The sequence below is a fragment of the Latilactobacillus sakei subsp. sakei DSM 20017 = JCM 1157 genome, from assembly GCF_002370355.1.
In the GTDB taxonomy this organism is placed as follows: Bacteria; Bacillota; Bacilli; order Lactobacillales; family Lactobacillaceae; genus Latilactobacillus; species Latilactobacillus sakei.
Genome location: NZ_AP017929.1, coordinates 516,580 through 532,076, shown reverse-complemented (window position 1 = coordinate 532,076; position 15,497 = coordinate 516,580). Strand labels below are relative to the sequence as shown.

The following is a 15,497-nucleotide window of genomic DNA, read 5'->3' as shown; positions in this document are numbered from 1 at the left end:
TTTTGCTTGCTTGTTATTTCAGGATTAAGGTGGGATAATGGCAAAAAATAGTGTTACAAAGGAGTCTTACATGAAAACGGCAATTGTAACAGATAGCGCCGCTTACCTTGATCCTCAGGTTGCGCAGGCCAATCAAATCATCGTTGTACCGATCACGGTGATTTTTGGCCAACAAACTTATTTAGAAAATATTGAAATTTCAACCACTGAATTTTATGAAAAAATGCGTACCACCGATAAATTACCAACTACGTCCCAAATTACGATGGGTCAAATGCAGATGGTTTTTGACCAACTGATCGAAGATGGTTTCGATGAAGTCATTTGTATTCATTTATCGAGTGGGATTACGAGTTTTATCAATAACCTGCAAGCTTATGCTCGCCAAGTCGAAGGTATTAGAGTTTATCCATTTGATTCGAAAGTCACGAGTGCTGGCGAAGCTTTCCTAGCATTAGAAGCAGCGCGTCTAGTGGCCCAAGGCGAACACGCTGAAACCATTATGCCTAAATTGGCTGCTTTGCGGGAGACAATCGGTGTTTACTTCGTCGTCGATGATTTGAGCCATCTGATGCGGACTGGGCGGATTTCTAACGGGGCCGCCTTTGTCGGCAACTTATTACGGATCAAACCAATTTTAAGTTTCGATACAGCTGGCAAAATTGTTGCGTTGACCAAGGAACGGACGAAAAAACGGGCCTTTCAAAAAGTGTTAACGGATTTTGAAGCCGCCGTGGCAGCCGCTGATTATCCGATTCGCGCGTGCGTGATCGATGGGAATAACCCAGAAGAAAGTGCGCAGTGGGTTGAGACCCTGACGACCAAATTCCCAGGGATGCCAATTGAAACCAGTCATATCGGACCAGTTGTTGGGGTTCACACTGGTGAAAAGGTGATGGGCATTATTTGGGGCCGCGATTATCTAATTTAAAGCGATTAAAAAGGCGTCGACAATTATGTCGACGCCTTTTTTGACTTTTAAAGTGTTGTATCTGCACGTTGTGGATTGACGGAAACTTCAAACCAATCAATGTAACCACGGTTAAATTCAGCGACCGTTAAATCGAAGCGGTCAATTGAAACAACGGAATCTTGATGTAAGTTAGCGAAGTTTTCCAAGACATAACCGGCAACGGTTACGCTATCTGATGCTTCAAAGGCTTCAATGTCTGCCTTGAAGAAGCGTTCAAAATCGTAAAGCGTTGTTTTACCGCTAACGCGATAACGGTTGTCATTTTCTTTGATGATATATTCATCCGAAACGTCATCGATTTCATCTTTGACAGTCCCGAATAATTCTTCGTAAATATCTTTATCGGTGACAATCCCACTCGTCCCACCGTATTCGTCAACAACGACCACAATCGGTGTTTGTTTATTAATCATTTGCGTTAATAAACTATGGATGGGTGTTGTTTCGGGAACAGAGATGATTGAGCGGAGTAATTTGCTAACGCGGATTGAATCATCGACTTGTGCTTGGCGCACCAAGTCGTAGGCGTAGACGTAACCGAGAATTTTATCTTTATCATTTTCAGCGACCACTGGGAAGCGACTAAAGCCTTGTTGGAGATAATCCTTAACAACGTCTTTGACGGTATCTGTAATATCGACGACGTATAAACTAGTTCGATCGACCATCACGTCTTTGGCAATTCGATCGTTAAAATCAAAGGCCCGTTGCATGTAAACTAAATCGTTACGATCCAATTCACCACCGGTTACGGCATTTTTAGAAAGGCTGATGATTTCAGCTTGTGATAAAACATCGCTACTTTCGTCAGCAGGTGCAAAACCGATCAGTTTAACAACGCCGTTTGCGGAAACATTTAGTAACCAGACAAATGGGTAGAAAATGATGTGACAGTAATGAAGTGGCTTAGCGACGGCCATCAACATCTGCATTGGGATATCGATACTGATATTCTTCGGTACAATTTCAGTGAAGACAACTTCTAAATAGGTTAGGACTAAAACACCGGCAACTGCGCCGATAATGTGCAGGCCGCTCTCAGAGACAAGATGCGTCAAGCCTAATAAATCAACTAACACTGTTTCGACAGTTGATTCACCAATCCACCCTAAAATAATCCCCGCAACACTGACCCCAACTTGCGTGGTTGAAAGATACTCATTGAGATTTTGAGTCATCTTAAGGGCGAGTTTTAATTTTTTAGGACTACCATTTCCGGAATGAATCGCATCTTCTAAGGCACTTGGACGTGTTTGAACGAGTGCGAATTCTGCAGCAACGAAAAAAGCTGCTAGAAAGAAGGTAACGAGCATGACGAACAGATTGGTAAATATCTGACCACTTGACAATATAATTCCCCATTTCTTAAATCATTAATGCTATCTTACCATTTTCGAACGTTCAACGGTAAATAACGTCGGTCATAAGTCTGATTTTCTGATATATCATAATGAAAATACCATAATTAATGGTGGAGGTAAACTAAATTTTGTAAACGACATTTTTTAATTAAAGGCTGTTCATATAAAAAGAGCAAACGACGTATCAATTCACGCGGCTGCTCTTTAGAGAGATTATCTTTAGAAGGTTGCTGTATCAGGATCTTTGGCTTTACCAACAACCCCATCGAGTTGATCGATAGTTTGCATATCTTCAGGTGTTAATTCGAAGTCAAATAGTTGCGTATTTTCTTGAATGTAGTTGGCGTGAACTGATTTTGGTAATGGTAAGAAACCGTGTTGCAATGACCAGCGCAGTGCAATTTGTGGAATTGAGCGTTGGTACTTAGCAGCGAGGGTCTTCATTTCTGGCACATCAAAGATTTTACCAGTGCCAAGAGGGCTGTAAGCTTCTAATAACATACCGTTATCGCGTGAGTATTGCACCGTTTCAGCTTCCAATTCACCAGGTGCTAAGAAGATTTGGTTCACCATTGGTTGCACCTTAGCAGTCTTTTTCAAGGCTTCTAAGTGGTGTGCACGGAAGTTGCTGACACCAATTGCCTTGGCTTTGCCAGCATTGTAGAGTTCTTCCATTGCTCGCCAAGTTTCAGCGTTGGCTGCTTCCCAGTTATCACGGAAATCAATTGGGTTAGGCCAGTGAATCAATAATAAATCGACATAGTCGGTTTGCAATTTTTGAAGTGATTCTTCGAAAGATTGCATTGTTAAATCGTAGCTGTGATTAGCGTTCCAAATTTTAGTTGTTAAAAAGAGATCCTGGCGTGCCACACCACTTTCTTGGATGGCAGTGCCGACGCTGGCTTCGTTTTGGTAAGCTTGGGCAGTATCAATGTGGCGGTAACCCGCTTCAAGTGCTGCCTTAACTGATTTAATGGCTGTGTCGCCATCTGGTGTTTGCCAAGTCCCAAAGCCGAGCACTGGGATTTGAACGCCGTTTGCTAACGTATATGTTGTTGTTAATGTCGTCATTTAAAAAGCACTCCTTCTTGAACAGAATTGATTACAGGGTTAATTTTACACTTTTGGTTTGTTTTTGAGTAGGAAAGTGCTTTTTATTGCCCGGGAAATGTTGCCGTTTGTAACGCTAATAAGTGTTTTTGTAAAGCGGGATCGAGGGCGTAGAGGTAAAGGCCGTTGCGGGCCCGGCTCATCAAGACGTAGAGGCTATTGAGGATGATTTGAGTCTTAATCTGGGTTGGATTATCAAAGCGATTGGCACCGGCAAACGCCGCTTGATCTTCATAGTATTCCGGTTTGATCAGTAAGCAATCTTGTTGTGGGTCATAGCCAATTGACGGGCCTAAAATGACGCCGGCATAGTTTAAATCGAAACCTTGTATTGTATAAACCGAACCAACTTCATCAATACTATCTTCACGTTCCGCCCAATAAGTCTTGGCGGTTGGTTGATACCGATCCCAGCGTAATTTGAAATGCGGGGCACTTACGTAATGGTCGTGCGGGTCATTGAGTGTTGCTGGGAAATCATAGGTTGCCAGTAACCGAGCCAAACCACTGTCTTGATTACGTTGGCGAATAGCGGCGTACAGTTGGGCTGCGTCTGTAAAAATTTTGAATTCAAAATGCGGATCTTGGGGCAAGACTTCGATCTGCATTTTGTGAAAGGCTTGTAACCAAGATTCAACCGAGGGATTTGCCTGAATTCGGAATTGATGGTGTAGCTGTGCTAATTGATAAGGCCCGGTTTGGAGTTTAGTGAGTAGCTGTTGTTGCTGCCAATAACTTTTGACCTTAAGGACCTGTTGTTCATCAAAAATGAGAATCGTGATGCGACTGTGCTTGCGAATCTCATCTAACTGATTATCCTGTCTGAAGTGGTTATAAGGATCGCTGTGCGTCAATAAGAGGTGCGCTTCATCGACTAAAACGATATCGGCGCGGGTCTCTTGTTTGCTGGCCTGGTTGATAAAAGTTGTCGGGCGTTGAAAGTCTTTTTTCAAGAGCGCGTTAGTTGGTTGAACGTTATTTTGGTAGAGTTTCAACATTTCTGGATGATTAACCAGTAATTTGTTGTTAGTTTGGTACAGCGGTGAAGTCGGCGTTTTACGTGCAAGTTCTTGGAGCGTCGAGAAGACGCTGTTTAAAATCACACTCTTACCGGTTCCGGCGGCACCTTGAATTAAGAAGGTGGCGTGGTCCGCATCACGATTTTGTTCGCAAAATTGGATAATCGCGGTTTTGAGTTGCTGTTGCTCGGTAGTAAGTTGATTAGCCGGGCGTGTCAATTTGTAGAGGGCGCTGTTTTGGTGCTGAGCATTAGGCAAAAATAGGACTTCTTTCTAAATAACGTGATAAAAGAACCCCTGACAATGTATGCCAGAGGTTCTCTAGTAGTGATTAATCGACAAAGACTAATTGGAATTCGTGTTTTGCTAGGTCGATATTGACTGAGACGTGGCGGTTTAAGTCGGCCACAATTTTGTGTGCAAGGGTGACGCGTTCTTCGAAGCTCTGTGCATAGGCTTCAAAAACGGTACCTTTAAAATTAAAGTTTTCAGTGATAAAAATGGCATCGGTCACAAATAGCAGATTATTTTCATCGTGGCGTGAACCAGCTTTTAAGGTTGTGTCGATGTAATGATACAAGTCGGTTGGATCGAAGTTTAACGGTTTTTCCAAGATTGGTTTGATTTGAAAGCCAGCTAAATCGTCAACCATCTGCGCATTGAGCGTCACTTGTGTTAGAGCTTGATATAATTTCATAATAGACACCTTCCTTATTGTGAATTAATAAGCCAAATTTGATTGGTTAACCTTATTATAACATTTTGGGAAACGCTAGCGTGAGTCATAACCTTAGCGTGTTGCTTTAGGCCGGTAGAGCACAAAATGAACGAGCAAGGCGGCGATTTGGCAGCCAAGTGCTAGATAACAAACAGCTGCCCAACCACCGAGACTCCAAGCAAGAGCGCCGAAAAATGAGCCGGAAGCCCCACCAATGAAGTAGGCAAACATGAAGACCGTGTTATTACGACTGCTGGTAGCTTCGCCTAAGGCTTGGACCCGCGTTTGGTTGGACACCTGACCACACTGATTACCAACATCTAATAAAACGATTCCGAGCATCATAACTGGCAAATACTGTCCCCAGAAAAGGAATAAGAGGTAACTGACAGTCATCATCAAGAGACCAACTGCGATGATAAACTGCGGTGTCTTTTGATCGGCAAAGCGGCCAATCACAGGGGCCGCAAGCGCACCGGCTGCACCGAGAATGGCTAATAAACCAACGGTGCCACTGCCAAGATGATAGGCAGGACTTGCCATGTAAAAGACGAGAGTTGACCAAAAGATGCTGAGGGTCCCAAACATGAAGAAGCCGTTAATGGCCGCTTCGCGTAAAAGTGGTTGGGTGCGCACTAAACCAGGTAAGAAACTGATGGTTTGCCAATAACTAGGCCCGTTTTTGGGACGCGAATCTTTAGGTAATTTGATGGCCGCTAAGATAATCAGACAGCCAATCGCAATGACGGCTAAAAGGTAAACCCAGCGCCAATTGACGTAGCTACTGATAATGCCACTAAAACTCCGAGAAAGTAAAACCCCCATTAAGAGGCCACTTAAAATCGTCCCGAGCACGGCCCCACGTTTTTGGGGTGCCGCTAAAACGGCTGCATATGGAATGATAATTTGTGGGACGACTGAGGTTAAGCCAATCAGTAAGCCGGAAAGTGCGAATAAGATGAAGTTCGGCGCTAAAAATGCGACTAACAAAGAGAGTAGCGATAAAATCAGCATCCGAATGATTAAATGGTAACGACTCATGACATCGCCAAAAGGGACGATTAATAATAAGCCGAGGGCATAACCGACTTGAGTTAACATCGCGACCGTGCCAATGGCGCCAGTGTTAACGTGGAAGGTTTGGGCCACCAGGGATTGAATCGGTTGAATATAATATAGATTAGAAACCGCAACCCCCGTGATAAAAGCCATTAAAAGAATCAATGGTTGTGTGAGTTGCGTCTGTTGTTGCTTATTTTGCATGTGCTATGGTGCCTACCTCTCTTCAAAACGTTCATTGAGAATTAATAATGCTTTGTGAAACTCGACTTGGGCTTCAGGTTCTTCTTCTTTATCAGCGGATTGTTGCAAGAAGTCTAACATCTCAGGCGTGACATCTCTGACCAATTGGCCTAGTGCCCACGCCGCAGTCCCGCGAATAACGGGTCGGGGATCGTTATCGATTAATTGCAATAACTGGGGAATCGCAGTTCGATCTTTGACGTTGGCAAGCGCGATAATGGCGTTGCGCTGGATTGGTTTCTTCCCTCGCCACGAACCAGATAAGTGACCGAATTTAACTTTGAATTCTTTATTGCTGATTGTTAGCAATGGTTGTAATTCTGGCATCACTACTTCTGGATCGGGTTCCATGTCAGGATGGAAGTGGAAGTCCTTGCCTTTATTAAAGGGACAAACTTGTTGGCAAATATCGCAGCCATAAATCACGCTCCGGATTTTAGGGCGAAATTCTTCTGGCATAAAGCCTTTTGTTTGCGTTTGATAAGAAAGGCACCGTGTCGCATTTAACCGACCGTCACCTAATAGGGCGCTAGGTGGACAATAATCGATACAGCGGGTACAGCTGCCACATTGGTTGGCCATAGGGGTATCAGGTTCAAACGGAATGTTGGTAATGATTTCGCCGAGATAGACGAAAGACCCGAATTCAGGGGTAATCAATAATCCGTTGAGGCCGATAAAACCAAGGCCGGCGCGTTGTGCAACGGCGACGTCACTTAATTCGCCTGTATCAACCATTGGTTTGAAAGTGACTTCATCATCCTCATCGGCAAGTTCTTTGATCGCGTCGATCAATTGGGCCATCTTGTCCCGTAAGATATCGTGGTAATCAATGCCCCAAGAAGCCCGTGCAAAACTACCGCGTTTGGCACCTGTTCTGGCGGGTTTGTTGTGAATTTTGGTTGGGTAAGCAAGCGCGATAGCGATAATTGATTTGGGTTGGTCAAAAATTAATTCGGGATAGAGGCGTTCTTCCAGCACCTTGTGTTCAAAACCGCTAGAATGACCGTTTTTCTTTTGTTCGATTAAGCTGGCCTCTAAATAGTCAAAAGGCGCCGCTGAGGTAAAGCCAATTTTATCGATGCCAATTTCTCGACTGGCCGCGATGACTTGTTCTTTTAAAGTTGGCATAATGGGACTCCTTATTTGTTTCGGTTACATTAAGTAAATTTTTTGTAAGTCAGTTAAATCATGATTGGTTAGTTGTAATTCAGTCTTGAGGTAATTTTGAATTGTGCCGGATTCTTGGCGAATCGCCATTTGTGCGGTTTGAAGATAATCCAAGTGAACGGTCAATAAGGATTGAACGCTTTGGTAAATGCCTTGATCGGCCGTCTTTTGTTGGAGGCGCTGTAAGGACTTCTGCACAAAATCAGCCGATGCGAGGTTAGTGAGCAGGTAATCAGCTTGGATCGTCTCTGCGGGCACATTAAGGGCACTGAGTAAGAAGACAGCGGCCATGCCGGTCCGATCTTTGCCAGCCGTACAGTGGAAAAGAGTTGTTTGATGATCTTGATCGTTGGCGAGCAGTAATTCAAAAAAGCGGCGGTAAGCTTGCTTAGAATGGGGCTGATTAATCAAATTGTCATAAACCTTTTGCATCCGGGTGTGGCCGCTGAGTGGGTCCTTGCTAAAGAGTTGATAGAGTTCATCCTGACTCGCTGAATTGGCTGTTTCATCAACGGCAAAAACAGGGAGGAATTCGTAAGTTGCATTAGCGGGTAGTCGATCGGGCGCTTTGGCTTTTTCATCTTCAGAACGCAAGTCAATATCATAGCGCAAACCGTATTGATCAAGATAGTTTAAATCCGCATCAGTGAGGTGGGCTAAGTTGGCTGAGCGCAGTAATTTATGCCATTTAAGCGTGCGGCCATCAGTCGTTTGATAGCCACCTAATTCTCTAAAGTTATGGCCTTTTTCGAGTGGTAAAATCCGTTGTGTCATCTCTAAAACCTCCCTATTTTCGTATAGATTTATTGTAGCATATTTACTATTAGCATGACTGTTACTTGTCAAGCGTGTAGGAAAGCTCGTATGATAAGAAGAAAAGGGCGGAGACGGATAAATGATTACCTATTTCGAAATACAGACGACCGGTGAGATTCACGAAAACCGCTCGGAAAAAGCAGCCAATTGGATTCACTTTGAAGATCCTAGCAAGCATGAAATGCAGCATTTTGCGCGGAAGTACCATTTGCCGCGCATGTTGTTTGAGGTCGCCCAAGATATCAATGAAGTGGCCCGGTATGAAACGTTTACGACGGAAACGGGTGAAATACTTAGTCATATCTGTCTGTTAGTGCCGGTCAAAACCCATGATTCTGAAAAACATGCTGAATACATTACGCGGCCGTTTTCATTTATCATCAGTGGGCAAACCTTACTGACAGTTGGACACCAACAAAGTGAATTGGTGGCCGAGATGCAACGGATTACGGGAACTGATCAACAGGTCGAAAGCATTGTGTTACAGAGTATCTCGTTGATTTACCAACGTTATTTGACCGCCTTAGATGTGGTCGCCCAACAGATTCATCAGTTGGAGAAAAACGTCCATATTTCGACGCGGAATCAAATTTTATACGCACTCAAAGCACTTAAAAAGAGTGTCGTTTACTTGGATTTGGGTTTAAAAAGTAATCAGCAGAGCTTACCGCAGATTAAAGAGGCGGCGTTATTTGAAGAAGTGGCTGATCAAAAAGATCGTCTTTACCGCATCGATTTACAGTTTGCTAAATCAGATAAGGCGATTACGACTTATCGCGCTTTGTTAGAACAATTAAGTGATTTATTATCAGATATCATTTCCAATCGTTTGAATAACATCATGAAGACGTTGACGTCGATTTCGATTGTTTTAACGGTCCCGACCATTATTGGTGGTTTCTGGGGGATGAATGTGCCAGTGCCGCTAACGCATAGTGGTAAGGGGTTTATCCTGCTATTGGGCTTATCGGGAATTGTGAGTGCCTTGGTTGGCTGGTGGCTGAAGAAGAAGGATTATTTTTAAAGGGTACACTTAAGAAAACGCTATTCTTTTTGCTTGAATTGTCCGCGAAAGCGGTATATTCTTAATGTAGTATCATTGTGACATTGTGCATAAAGAGAAAGTGAGATGAACAGCATGGTTCAAGAATATAAGAGAATATTAGTACCAGTTGATGGTTCCGAAGAAGCTGAATTAGCCCTTAATAAGGCAGTTCAAGTGGCTAAGATGAATCACGCTCAAGTAGATATTTTAAATGTATTAGATACGAAACAATATGCAGGGAGTTATAGCGGCATGCTTTCTGGAGATGCTATTTTCCAAATCTCAGAAGACGCACAAAATTATCTCAATAGTTTGAAATATGATATTCAAACCAATGATAATTTGATGGACGTTGAAATTCACGTCCGTTTTGGCAATCCGAAGAATGTCATCGCACGTGATTTCCCATCAGAATACAAAACAGATTTAATTATGATGGGTTCAACCGGTTTGAACGCTGTTGAACGGATGTTAATGGGTTCTGTCACAGAATACGTTAACCGGACAGCGATTTGTGACGTGTTGATTGTGAAGACTGACGTCAATAACAATCCCTACAAAAAATAATTTTAAGTAATCAAAAAAGCCATGACAGCACAAGTTGTCGTGGCTTTTTAACGTACTTTAATGTAGAAGGGAGTCGATGAACATGGCAAGCGATAATTGGATGAATGCGACAGCAGAGCTGTTAACTTACTACGAACAAGAATGGGGCCAACCGGAACACGATGACCAGCGCTTATTTGAATTGTTGTGTTTGGAAACCTACCAAGCGGGTTTGAGTTGGCAAACGGTGCTGGCAAAACGGGCGGCTTTTAGAACTGCTTTTTACCAGTTTGAGATTCAAAAAGTCGCGCAAATGACGACGACTGATATTGACCGTTTATTACAAAATCCAGCGATCATTCGCAACCGGCGTAAGCTAGCAGCAACGGTGAATAATGCGCAAGTTGTTTTAGCAATTCAACAAGAACAGGAAAGTTTTGCGCACTATCTGTGGGCTTTTGTTGACGGGCAACCAATCGTTAATCGACCAAAAACGTGGGCAGACGTCCCTGCACAATCAGCATTATCGGTTGCAGTGAGCCGGGATATGAAGCGTCGGGGCTTCCAATTCGTTGGTCCAGTGACGGTTTATTCTTACTTGCAAGGTGCGGGTTTAATTGACGATCATCCCCAGCATCTGAAGGGATAGACTGTCCCTTAAATCGCGGATGGTGTATGATGATAGGGAAGATTAAAAGTCTATTTTAGATAATTTAAAGGAGTACACAAAAATGGCACAAGATAACGTTCGCCAATTAGCGGATTGGTTAGAAGAAAACATGACGGCAATTATTGATCGTAAAGTTAGCCTCAATGTTTCAGAAATTTTTGCAGTATTAGATGGTTTTGGTGTTTTGAATAATCCAGTAGCAAAATACTTGGATATTACAGAAGAAACTTACTATCAATCCGAATCAGACCATAAATTAACCTTATCAGATGACCGTAAATTATTGATGGATGTTACTGACCGGATCATGGTAACCCACGTTGATGACATTTTAGCCGATAACAAAGTTAACTTTGAATACAGTCACGAAGCTGTTTATGAAGATCAATACTTAGTGAAACGCGACTTAGAAGTCCTCACTTACGGCTTAGCCGTGATTGGCGCTGTTGCGGCCACTGTTAAACATAACCTCATTCAAGCGGACCTTTCTAAGGATGCTGTCTTGAGTTTGGCACTTGCTGCTCAAAATATTGCGAACTGGCAAGTAAATCAATAGCATACAAACGGAGTTGGGCCAAAAATCACTTTTGGCCCAACTTTTTTAATACCCGATAGTTGCTAAACGTGTGCTATCAGTCATATCCTTGTGGTTAACGTCGAATGGTAAACGATTGCTGGTGCAATCATTCACCATTCTTTGTTAATCCTCAGGATATCCCCGACTGATAGCACACTCTTTTTTTATTTATCATAAATTAAGCGGTTTCTAGTGAAAAAAAGCAGAAAATATGGCATGATTAAACAGTAAATAAGAGTTGAGGAGCTGTTGAATAAATGACAAAAATTGCAATTGCCGGTTCTGGTGCAATGGGCAGCCGTTTTGGCTACATGCTACAAGCAGCCGGGAACGATGTCGTCTTACTAGACAACTGGGTCGAACATGTTCAGGCAATTAATACCAAGGGTTTAACGGTGGCGATTGCGGGGCAAGACGTGCAACACGTTCAGATTCCAGCAGCCTTACCCACAGCGATTAAAGACGTTCAAGATGTGATTATCATCTTCACGAAATCGATGCAACTAGGGGCGATGCTCCAATCGATTAAACCGCTGATTGGTGAGAAGACGAAGGTCGTTTGTTTATTAAATGGCTTGGGTCATCCCGAAACAATCGAACGCTACTTACCCAAACATAATATTTTCGTCGGCATTACGTTGTGGACTGCTGGTTTAACCGGTCCCGGTGAAATTAGCCTTAGTGGTTCCGGCAGTGTTGAACTTCAAAACGTGGCGCCAGAAGCTAAAGGTGCTGCTGAAGAATTAGTCGCGATGTTGAGTGCTGCAGGATTACATGCGACCTATAGTGCTGATGTCTTGTTTTCAATTTGGCGCAAAGCTTGTGTGAATGGCACCTTGAATAGCCTCTGTGCTTTATTGGATTGTAACATTGCCCAACTCGGTCGGACGAGTCAGGTCAACTCATTACTGGCTTCGATTGTGGCTGAATTTTCAGCAGTGGCAGCGACCGAAGCGGTTGATTTGGATGTGCCAACAACGATTGCGCATATCGATCAATTATTTGATCCCACCCAAGCTGGTGAACATTATCCATCAATGCACCAAGATTTAATCCAACACCATCGTTTAACTGAAATTGACTACTTAAACGGCTACGTTGCGCGCAAGGGCCAAGAACGTGGCATCCCAACGCCGGTCAACCAATTGATTACCCAACTTGTGCATACTAAAGAAGCACTCGTCATCGAAAAATAAAGGAGTCTTTTAAAATGACAGAAAAACAACCTTTAAACATTGAAGTCACTTCAATGCACTACCAAAAACTATTAATCGCAATTGATGATGATGATCCAACGTCATCAAAACGCGCTTTTAATTACGCTTGTACCGTCGCTAAGATGTACCAAATTCCAATGGGGATTGTCAGCATCTTAGAAACCGGCGATTTAAATATCTATCAATCACTCTCACCAAACGTGGTCGCTAAACGACGGGAAGAAATTGCCGCAGACCTAGACATCTTCGTTCAAAAGGCGCAAGAATTTGGGGTGCAAGAAGTGACACCAATTCTTGGTGAAGGCAATCCAGGCCACGTGATTGTTGAAGAAATCATTCCTGAATTCAAACCAGATCTTGTCATCTGTGGTTCGAAAACAAAACCTTCAAAACACTTAATCGGTACACATGCGAGCTACTTATCTAAATATGCCCCTAGCTCAGTAATGGTTGTCCGTTAAGTTAAAAAGCTAAAAGCACCCAAACAAGTTTTATTTTGTTTTGGGTGCTTTTTCGATTAGAATAGGATTATCAGGAGGCAAGACTATGCTAGAATGTCCACAATGTCATATTAAATATGGTCGCAAGCTGCAGCAGTGTCCAAATTGCGGTGCGGCTGCAATCAATCACGAAACGACTCAAGCCAAACCAACCGCACTCAAGTATCACCAATTTTTACAGGCGAGTTGGCGGCAACCCCTACAAACACCATGGCAGTGGGTTAATCCCCAATTTGGCTGGGTAACTTTTGCCATCTTATTGCTGGTTAATACGGCGACGATTAGTTTATTGATGGCGGGCTGGTCCGAACAAGTCGGGGCCGTGGCCGGTGTCACTGGCACGCAAGTTATCTTACGCCAGCCAGTGGCTTTATGGCCGCTTGAATTACGCCTCTTTTTAATCCAACTGGGTGGCTTATTAGTTCTGGTGGGAACCGGGTACTTACTGAAACGGTATCTTTTAAAACAAAAAAATTTGCGTTTTGACCGCTATTTAACTGAAATCAGTGCTTACGGGAGCTTCGTCTTATTGCTAACGATGGCGGCCTTGTTGGTTACTTTTATGGCTGGCTTGATGGCGCTGTGGTTAGTTGTCATCTTACTGGTGTTGAGTTATCTCTGGGTGAATATGGCAATTGTCGTCAGTCTAATCCGTCAACCAATGGCGGGCTTCGATCAATTTTACACGGTCATCCTATTTGAAATTATTGTTCACTTGCTATTGCTTGTGATGAGCAGTCAGGTCGTTATGATGGGCCTTGCGAACCTCTTTTAAAAATAAAAGTGCGTATTTTGGTACACTTTTTGAAAAAGGGACTAATATAGAAAGTGTAATAAGAAATATTTAGGAGGCTTTTGCAATGGCAGTAGGTACAGCAACATTGGTTTTAGATATGAAGATGTCAGAGGCATTTGACTGGAGCGACGATGCAACAATCGTGAGAGAAGCATTATGGGACCACTACATGGAATCAAATGGTCACAATACGGATCAAACAGTTGCCGCAATGAAACCTTACCTCAGCATGAGCGATTCAGAAGTACGGACTAAAGCTGAAGCACTTTTAAAAAAATAACTGAAGACAAAAAAAGTCGCCGTGAACAAGCAATTGTTCATAGCGACTTTTTGATTGGATAAAATGTGTGATAGCACACACTTTTATTTTAGACGTTATACATATAAGCACGTGTCATTGGTAAATCACGGGCGCTAGCGCCTTTAGAAACGAGGTATTGAATAACATCGATATTACCAGATTCAAAAGATGAGGCACAAGCTTGGAGATAGAGATCCCACATTCTAACGAATTCAAGACTCGTTTGTTGTTGGATTTCATCACGGTGTGCGTTGAAATTGGCATCCCAAATTTCCAACGTCTTTTGATAGTGCCGACGTAAAGGTTCCATGTCAGCGATTTGTAAACCGGCATCGACAATGTGTTGCGTATTTTCAACCAAGCCTGGCACATAGCCACCTGGGAAGATATACTTGTTGATCCAGGCGTTCTTGGCGCCGCCTTGTTGACGCGTAATGCCGTGAATAAGGGCCACGCCATCGTCTGTTAAGTAATCCGCAACATCTTTGAAGTATTCAGCCAAGTTTTCTTGACCAACATGTTCGAACATGCCGACACTTGTAATGTAATCAAATGGGGCGTGTTTTAATTCACGATAATCGACAAGTTCAACGGACGCAACGTCACTGAGGCCTTCTTCGTCAATTCGTTGTTGAACAAAATTATATTGTTCTTGGCTTAAAGTAATGCCGACAACTTTTAAGTGATATTCCTTAGCGGCGGTTAACATCAATGTGCCCCAGCCACAGCCGATATCGAGCAATGTCCGATTAGGTTGTGGATTGAGTTTTTGTAGAATATGGTGCACTTTGTTGATTTGAGCAGTTTCTAAATCATCTGTTGGTTGTTCGAAATAAGCACAAGAATAAGTCATGGTTTTATCTAGCCAAAGTTGGTAGAAATCATTTCCTAAGTCGTAGTGACTTTGGATATCCTTTTTGCTAGCTTTTTCTGAGTGTGATTGTTTAGGTAAAAAGTGAATGTAACTGTGACTGCGCATAAAACTCTCTGAGCTGTTATAAGCGGCTGTCAGTAGTTTTTGAAGTGGTGCGTCACCTTTGCCTGTCACCTCAATATCGCCTGCCATATAGGCTTCCCCTAAGGCTAATGAGGCGTTGCTGGTTAGTGATTTGATGGGGATGAGTTTTTTAAAAGTAATTGCTATTTCAGGCTCTCCGGTTCCGTAGACGTCAGTACTACCATCCCAAAAGTGGACGGCGACTGGAAAATCAAAAGAGTGTTGTAGTAGTTTCTTATAAAAAGTTTTTTCTAACATTCCGAAAATCCTTTCTAGGAAAAAATTTTTAATACCAAACTAGTATACGTTTATTTTAAAAATTATGTAAGTCATAACACTTATGTAAGGTTAGATTTTTCATTATTCAATTAACGCGAAG

Annotated in this window: 17 protein-coding genes; 9 read left to right on the top strand and 8 right to left on the bottom strand. The window is 42.9% G+C overall.

The window, feature by feature from the left end; all coding sequences use genetic code 11:
• Window positions 1–70: 70 nt before the first annotated feature.
• Window positions 71–931, top strand: a complete 861-nt coding sequence (gene fakB / locus LEUCM_RS02635; RefSeq protein ID WP_016264329.1) for a DegV family protein — start codon at window positions 71–73, stop codon at window positions 929–931.
• A gap of 47 nt (window positions 932–978) precedes the next feature.
• On the opposite strand, the gene LEUCM_RS02630 is transcribed toward fakB, so the two are convergent.
• The 7 genes from LEUCM_RS02630 to LEUCM_RS02600 form a co-directional block, all read right to left on the bottom strand.
• The gene (locus tag LEUCM_RS02630; protein WP_035144411.1) at window positions 979–2,322 is read right to left on the bottom strand and encodes a hemolysin family protein; all 1,344 of its coding nucleotides are present in this window, start codon (window positions 2,320–2,322) and stop codon (window positions 979–981) included.
• Between the two features lie 231 nt (window positions 2,323–2,553).
• On the bottom strand, window positions 2,554–3,405 hold the full coding sequence (locus tag LEUCM_RS02625; protein WP_016264331.1) for an aldo/keto reductase: 852 nt from the start codon (window positions 3,403–3,405) through the stop codon (window positions 2,554–2,556).
• Between the two features lie 83 nt (window positions 3,406–3,488).
• Window positions 3,489–4,721 carry a DUF2075 domain-containing protein gene (locus LEUCM_RS02620; protein WP_025016422.1) on the bottom strand — a complete coding sequence of 411 codons (1,233 nt, stop codon included), beginning with the start codon at window positions 4,719–4,721 and terminating at the stop codon, window positions 3,489–3,491.
• Window positions 4,722–4,794: 73 nt separating this feature from the next.
• Complete coding sequence (locus LEUCM_RS02615; RefSeq protein WP_016264333.1) at window positions 4,795–5,160, bottom strand: hypothetical protein; 366 nt, start codon at window positions 5,158–5,160, stop codon at window positions 4,795–4,797.
• Window positions 5,161–5,253: 93 nt separating this feature from the next.
• Window positions 5,254–6,444 (bottom strand): MFS transporter, encoded by a 1,191-nt coding sequence (locus LEUCM_RS02610; RefSeq protein ID WP_056936471.1) that lies wholly within the window; start codon window positions 6,442–6,444, stop codon window positions 5,254–5,256.
• Between the two features lie 12 nt (window positions 6,445–6,456).
• Window positions 6,457–7,614, bottom strand: a complete 1,158-nt coding sequence (queG, locus tag LEUCM_RS02605; protein ID WP_016264335.1) for a tRNA epoxyqueuosine(34) reductase QueG — start codon at window positions 7,612–7,614, stop codon at window positions 6,457–6,459.
• Window positions 7,615–7,638: 24 nt separating this feature from the next.
• Window positions 7,639–8,427, bottom strand: a complete 789-nt coding sequence (locus LEUCM_RS02600; RefSeq protein ID WP_016264336.1) for a tyrosine-protein phosphatase — start codon at window positions 8,425–8,427, stop codon at window positions 7,639–7,641.
• 121 nt (window positions 8,428–8,548) lie between these two features.
• Here LEUCM_RS02600 and LEUCM_RS02595 point away from each other — a divergent pair, with 121 nt between their 5' ends.
• The 8 genes from LEUCM_RS02595 (at window position 8,549) to LEUCM_RS02560 (ending at window position 14,100) form a co-directional block, all read left to right on the top strand.
• Entirely contained in the window at window positions 8,549–9,493 is a 945-nt protein-coding gene (locus LEUCM_RS02595; protein ID WP_016264337.1) for a magnesium transporter CorA family protein, read from the top strand.
• A gap of 114 nt (window positions 9,494–9,607) precedes the next feature.
• Complete coding sequence (locus LEUCM_RS02590; protein WP_025016421.1) at window positions 9,608–10,081, top strand: universal stress protein; 474 nt, start codon at window positions 9,608–9,610, stop codon at window positions 10,079–10,081.
• Window positions 10,082–10,163: 82 nt separating this feature from the next.
• Window positions 10,164–10,709 (top strand): DNA-3-methyladenine glycosylase I, encoded by a 546-nt coding sequence (locus LEUCM_RS02585; RefSeq protein WP_016264338.1) that lies wholly within the window; start codon window positions 10,164–10,166, stop codon window positions 10,707–10,709.
• A gap of 82 nt (window positions 10,710–10,791) precedes the next feature.
• Window positions 10,792–11,286: a hypothetical protein gene (locus tag LEUCM_RS02580; RefSeq protein WP_056936472.1), complete on the top strand. Its 495-nt coding sequence runs from the start codon at window positions 10,792–10,794 to the stop codon at window positions 11,284–11,286.
• 278 nt (window positions 11,287–11,564) lie between these two features.
• The gene (locus LEUCM_RS02575; RefSeq protein WP_011373756.1) at window positions 11,565–12,503 is read left to right on the top strand and encodes a 2-dehydropantoate 2-reductase; all 939 of its coding nucleotides are present in this window, start codon (window positions 11,565–11,567) and stop codon (window positions 12,501–12,503) included.
• A 14-nt stretch (window positions 12,504–12,517) separates the two neighbouring features.
• A complete protein-coding gene (locus tag LEUCM_RS02570; protein WP_016264340.1) occupies window positions 12,518–12,985 on the top strand; it encodes a universal stress protein in 468 nt (155 codons plus the stop codon).
• Window positions 12,986–13,070: 85 nt separating this feature from the next.
• Window positions 13,071–13,799, top strand: a complete 729-nt coding sequence (locus tag LEUCM_RS02565; RefSeq protein ID WP_016264341.1) for a DUF6574 domain-containing protein — start codon at window positions 13,071–13,073, stop codon at window positions 13,797–13,799.
• 85 nt (window positions 13,800–13,884) lie between these two features.
• Window positions 13,885–14,100, top strand: coding sequence for a P8 family protein (locus tag LEUCM_RS02560; RefSeq protein WP_011373759.1), 216 nt, complete (start codon window positions 13,885–13,887; stop codon window positions 14,098–14,100).
• A gap of 88 nt (window positions 14,101–14,188) precedes the next feature.
• Here LEUCM_RS02560 and LEUCM_RS02555 read toward each other — a convergent pair whose 3' ends face one another.
• The gene (locus LEUCM_RS02555; protein ID WP_011373760.1) at window positions 14,189–15,376 is read right to left on the bottom strand and encodes an SAM-dependent methyltransferase; all 1,188 of its coding nucleotides are present in this window, start codon (window positions 15,374–15,376) and stop codon (window positions 14,189–14,191) included.
• Window positions 15,377–15,497 lie beyond the last annotated feature (121 nt).

Coding starts and splice junctions, on each gene's coding strand:
- LEUCM_RS02570 (WP_016264340.1), top strand. CDS start 12,518: ATGACAGAAAAACAACCTTTAAACATTGAAGTCACTTCAATGCACTAC.
- LEUCM_RS02615 (WP_016264333.1), bottom strand. CDS start 5,160: ATGAAATTATATCAAGCTCTAACACAAGTGACGCTCAATGCGCAGATG.
- queG (WP_016264335.1), bottom strand. CDS start 7,614: ATGCCAACTTTAAAAGAACAAGTCATCGCGGCCAGTCGAGAAATTGGC.
- LEUCM_RS02585 (WP_016264338.1), top strand. CDS start 10,164: ATGGCAAGCGATAATTGGATGAATGCGACAGCAGAGCTGTTAACTTAC.
- LEUCM_RS02555 (WP_011373760.1), bottom strand. CDS start 15,376: ATGTTAGAAAAAACTTTTTATAAGAAACTACTACAACACTCTTTTGAT.
- fakB (WP_016264329.1), top strand. CDS start 71: ATGAAAACGGCAATTGTAACAGATAGCGCCGCTTACCTTGATCCTCAG.
- LEUCM_RS02575 (WP_011373756.1), top strand. CDS start 11,565: ATGACAAAAATTGCAATTGCCGGTTCTGGTGCAATGGGCAGCCGTTTT.
- LEUCM_RS02595 (WP_016264337.1), top strand. CDS start 8,549: ATGATTACCTATTTCGAAATACAGACGACCGGTGAGATTCACGAAAAC.
- LEUCM_RS02590 (WP_025016421.1), top strand. CDS start 9,608: ATGGTTCAAGAATATAAGAGAATATTAGTACCAGTTGATGGTTCCGAA.
- LEUCM_RS02560 (WP_011373759.1), top strand. CDS start 13,885: ATGGCAGTAGGTACAGCAACATTGGTTTTAGATATGAAGATGTCAGAG.
- LEUCM_RS02600 (WP_016264336.1), bottom strand. CDS start 8,427: ATGACACAACGGATTTTACCACTCGAAAAAGGCCATAACTTTAGAGAA.
- LEUCM_RS02565 (WP_016264341.1), top strand. CDS start 13,071: ATGCTAGAATGTCCACAATGTCATATTAAATATGGTCGCAAGCTGCAG.
- LEUCM_RS02610 (WP_056936471.1), bottom strand. CDS start 6,444: ATGCAAAATAAGCAACAACAGACGCAACTCACACAACCATTGATTCTT.
- LEUCM_RS02625 (WP_016264331.1), bottom strand. CDS start 3,405: ATGACGACATTAACAACAACATATACGTTAGCAAACGGCGTTCAAATC.
- LEUCM_RS02580 (WP_056936472.1), top strand. CDS start 10,792: ATGGCACAAGATAACGTTCGCCAATTAGCGGATTGGTTAGAAGAAAAC.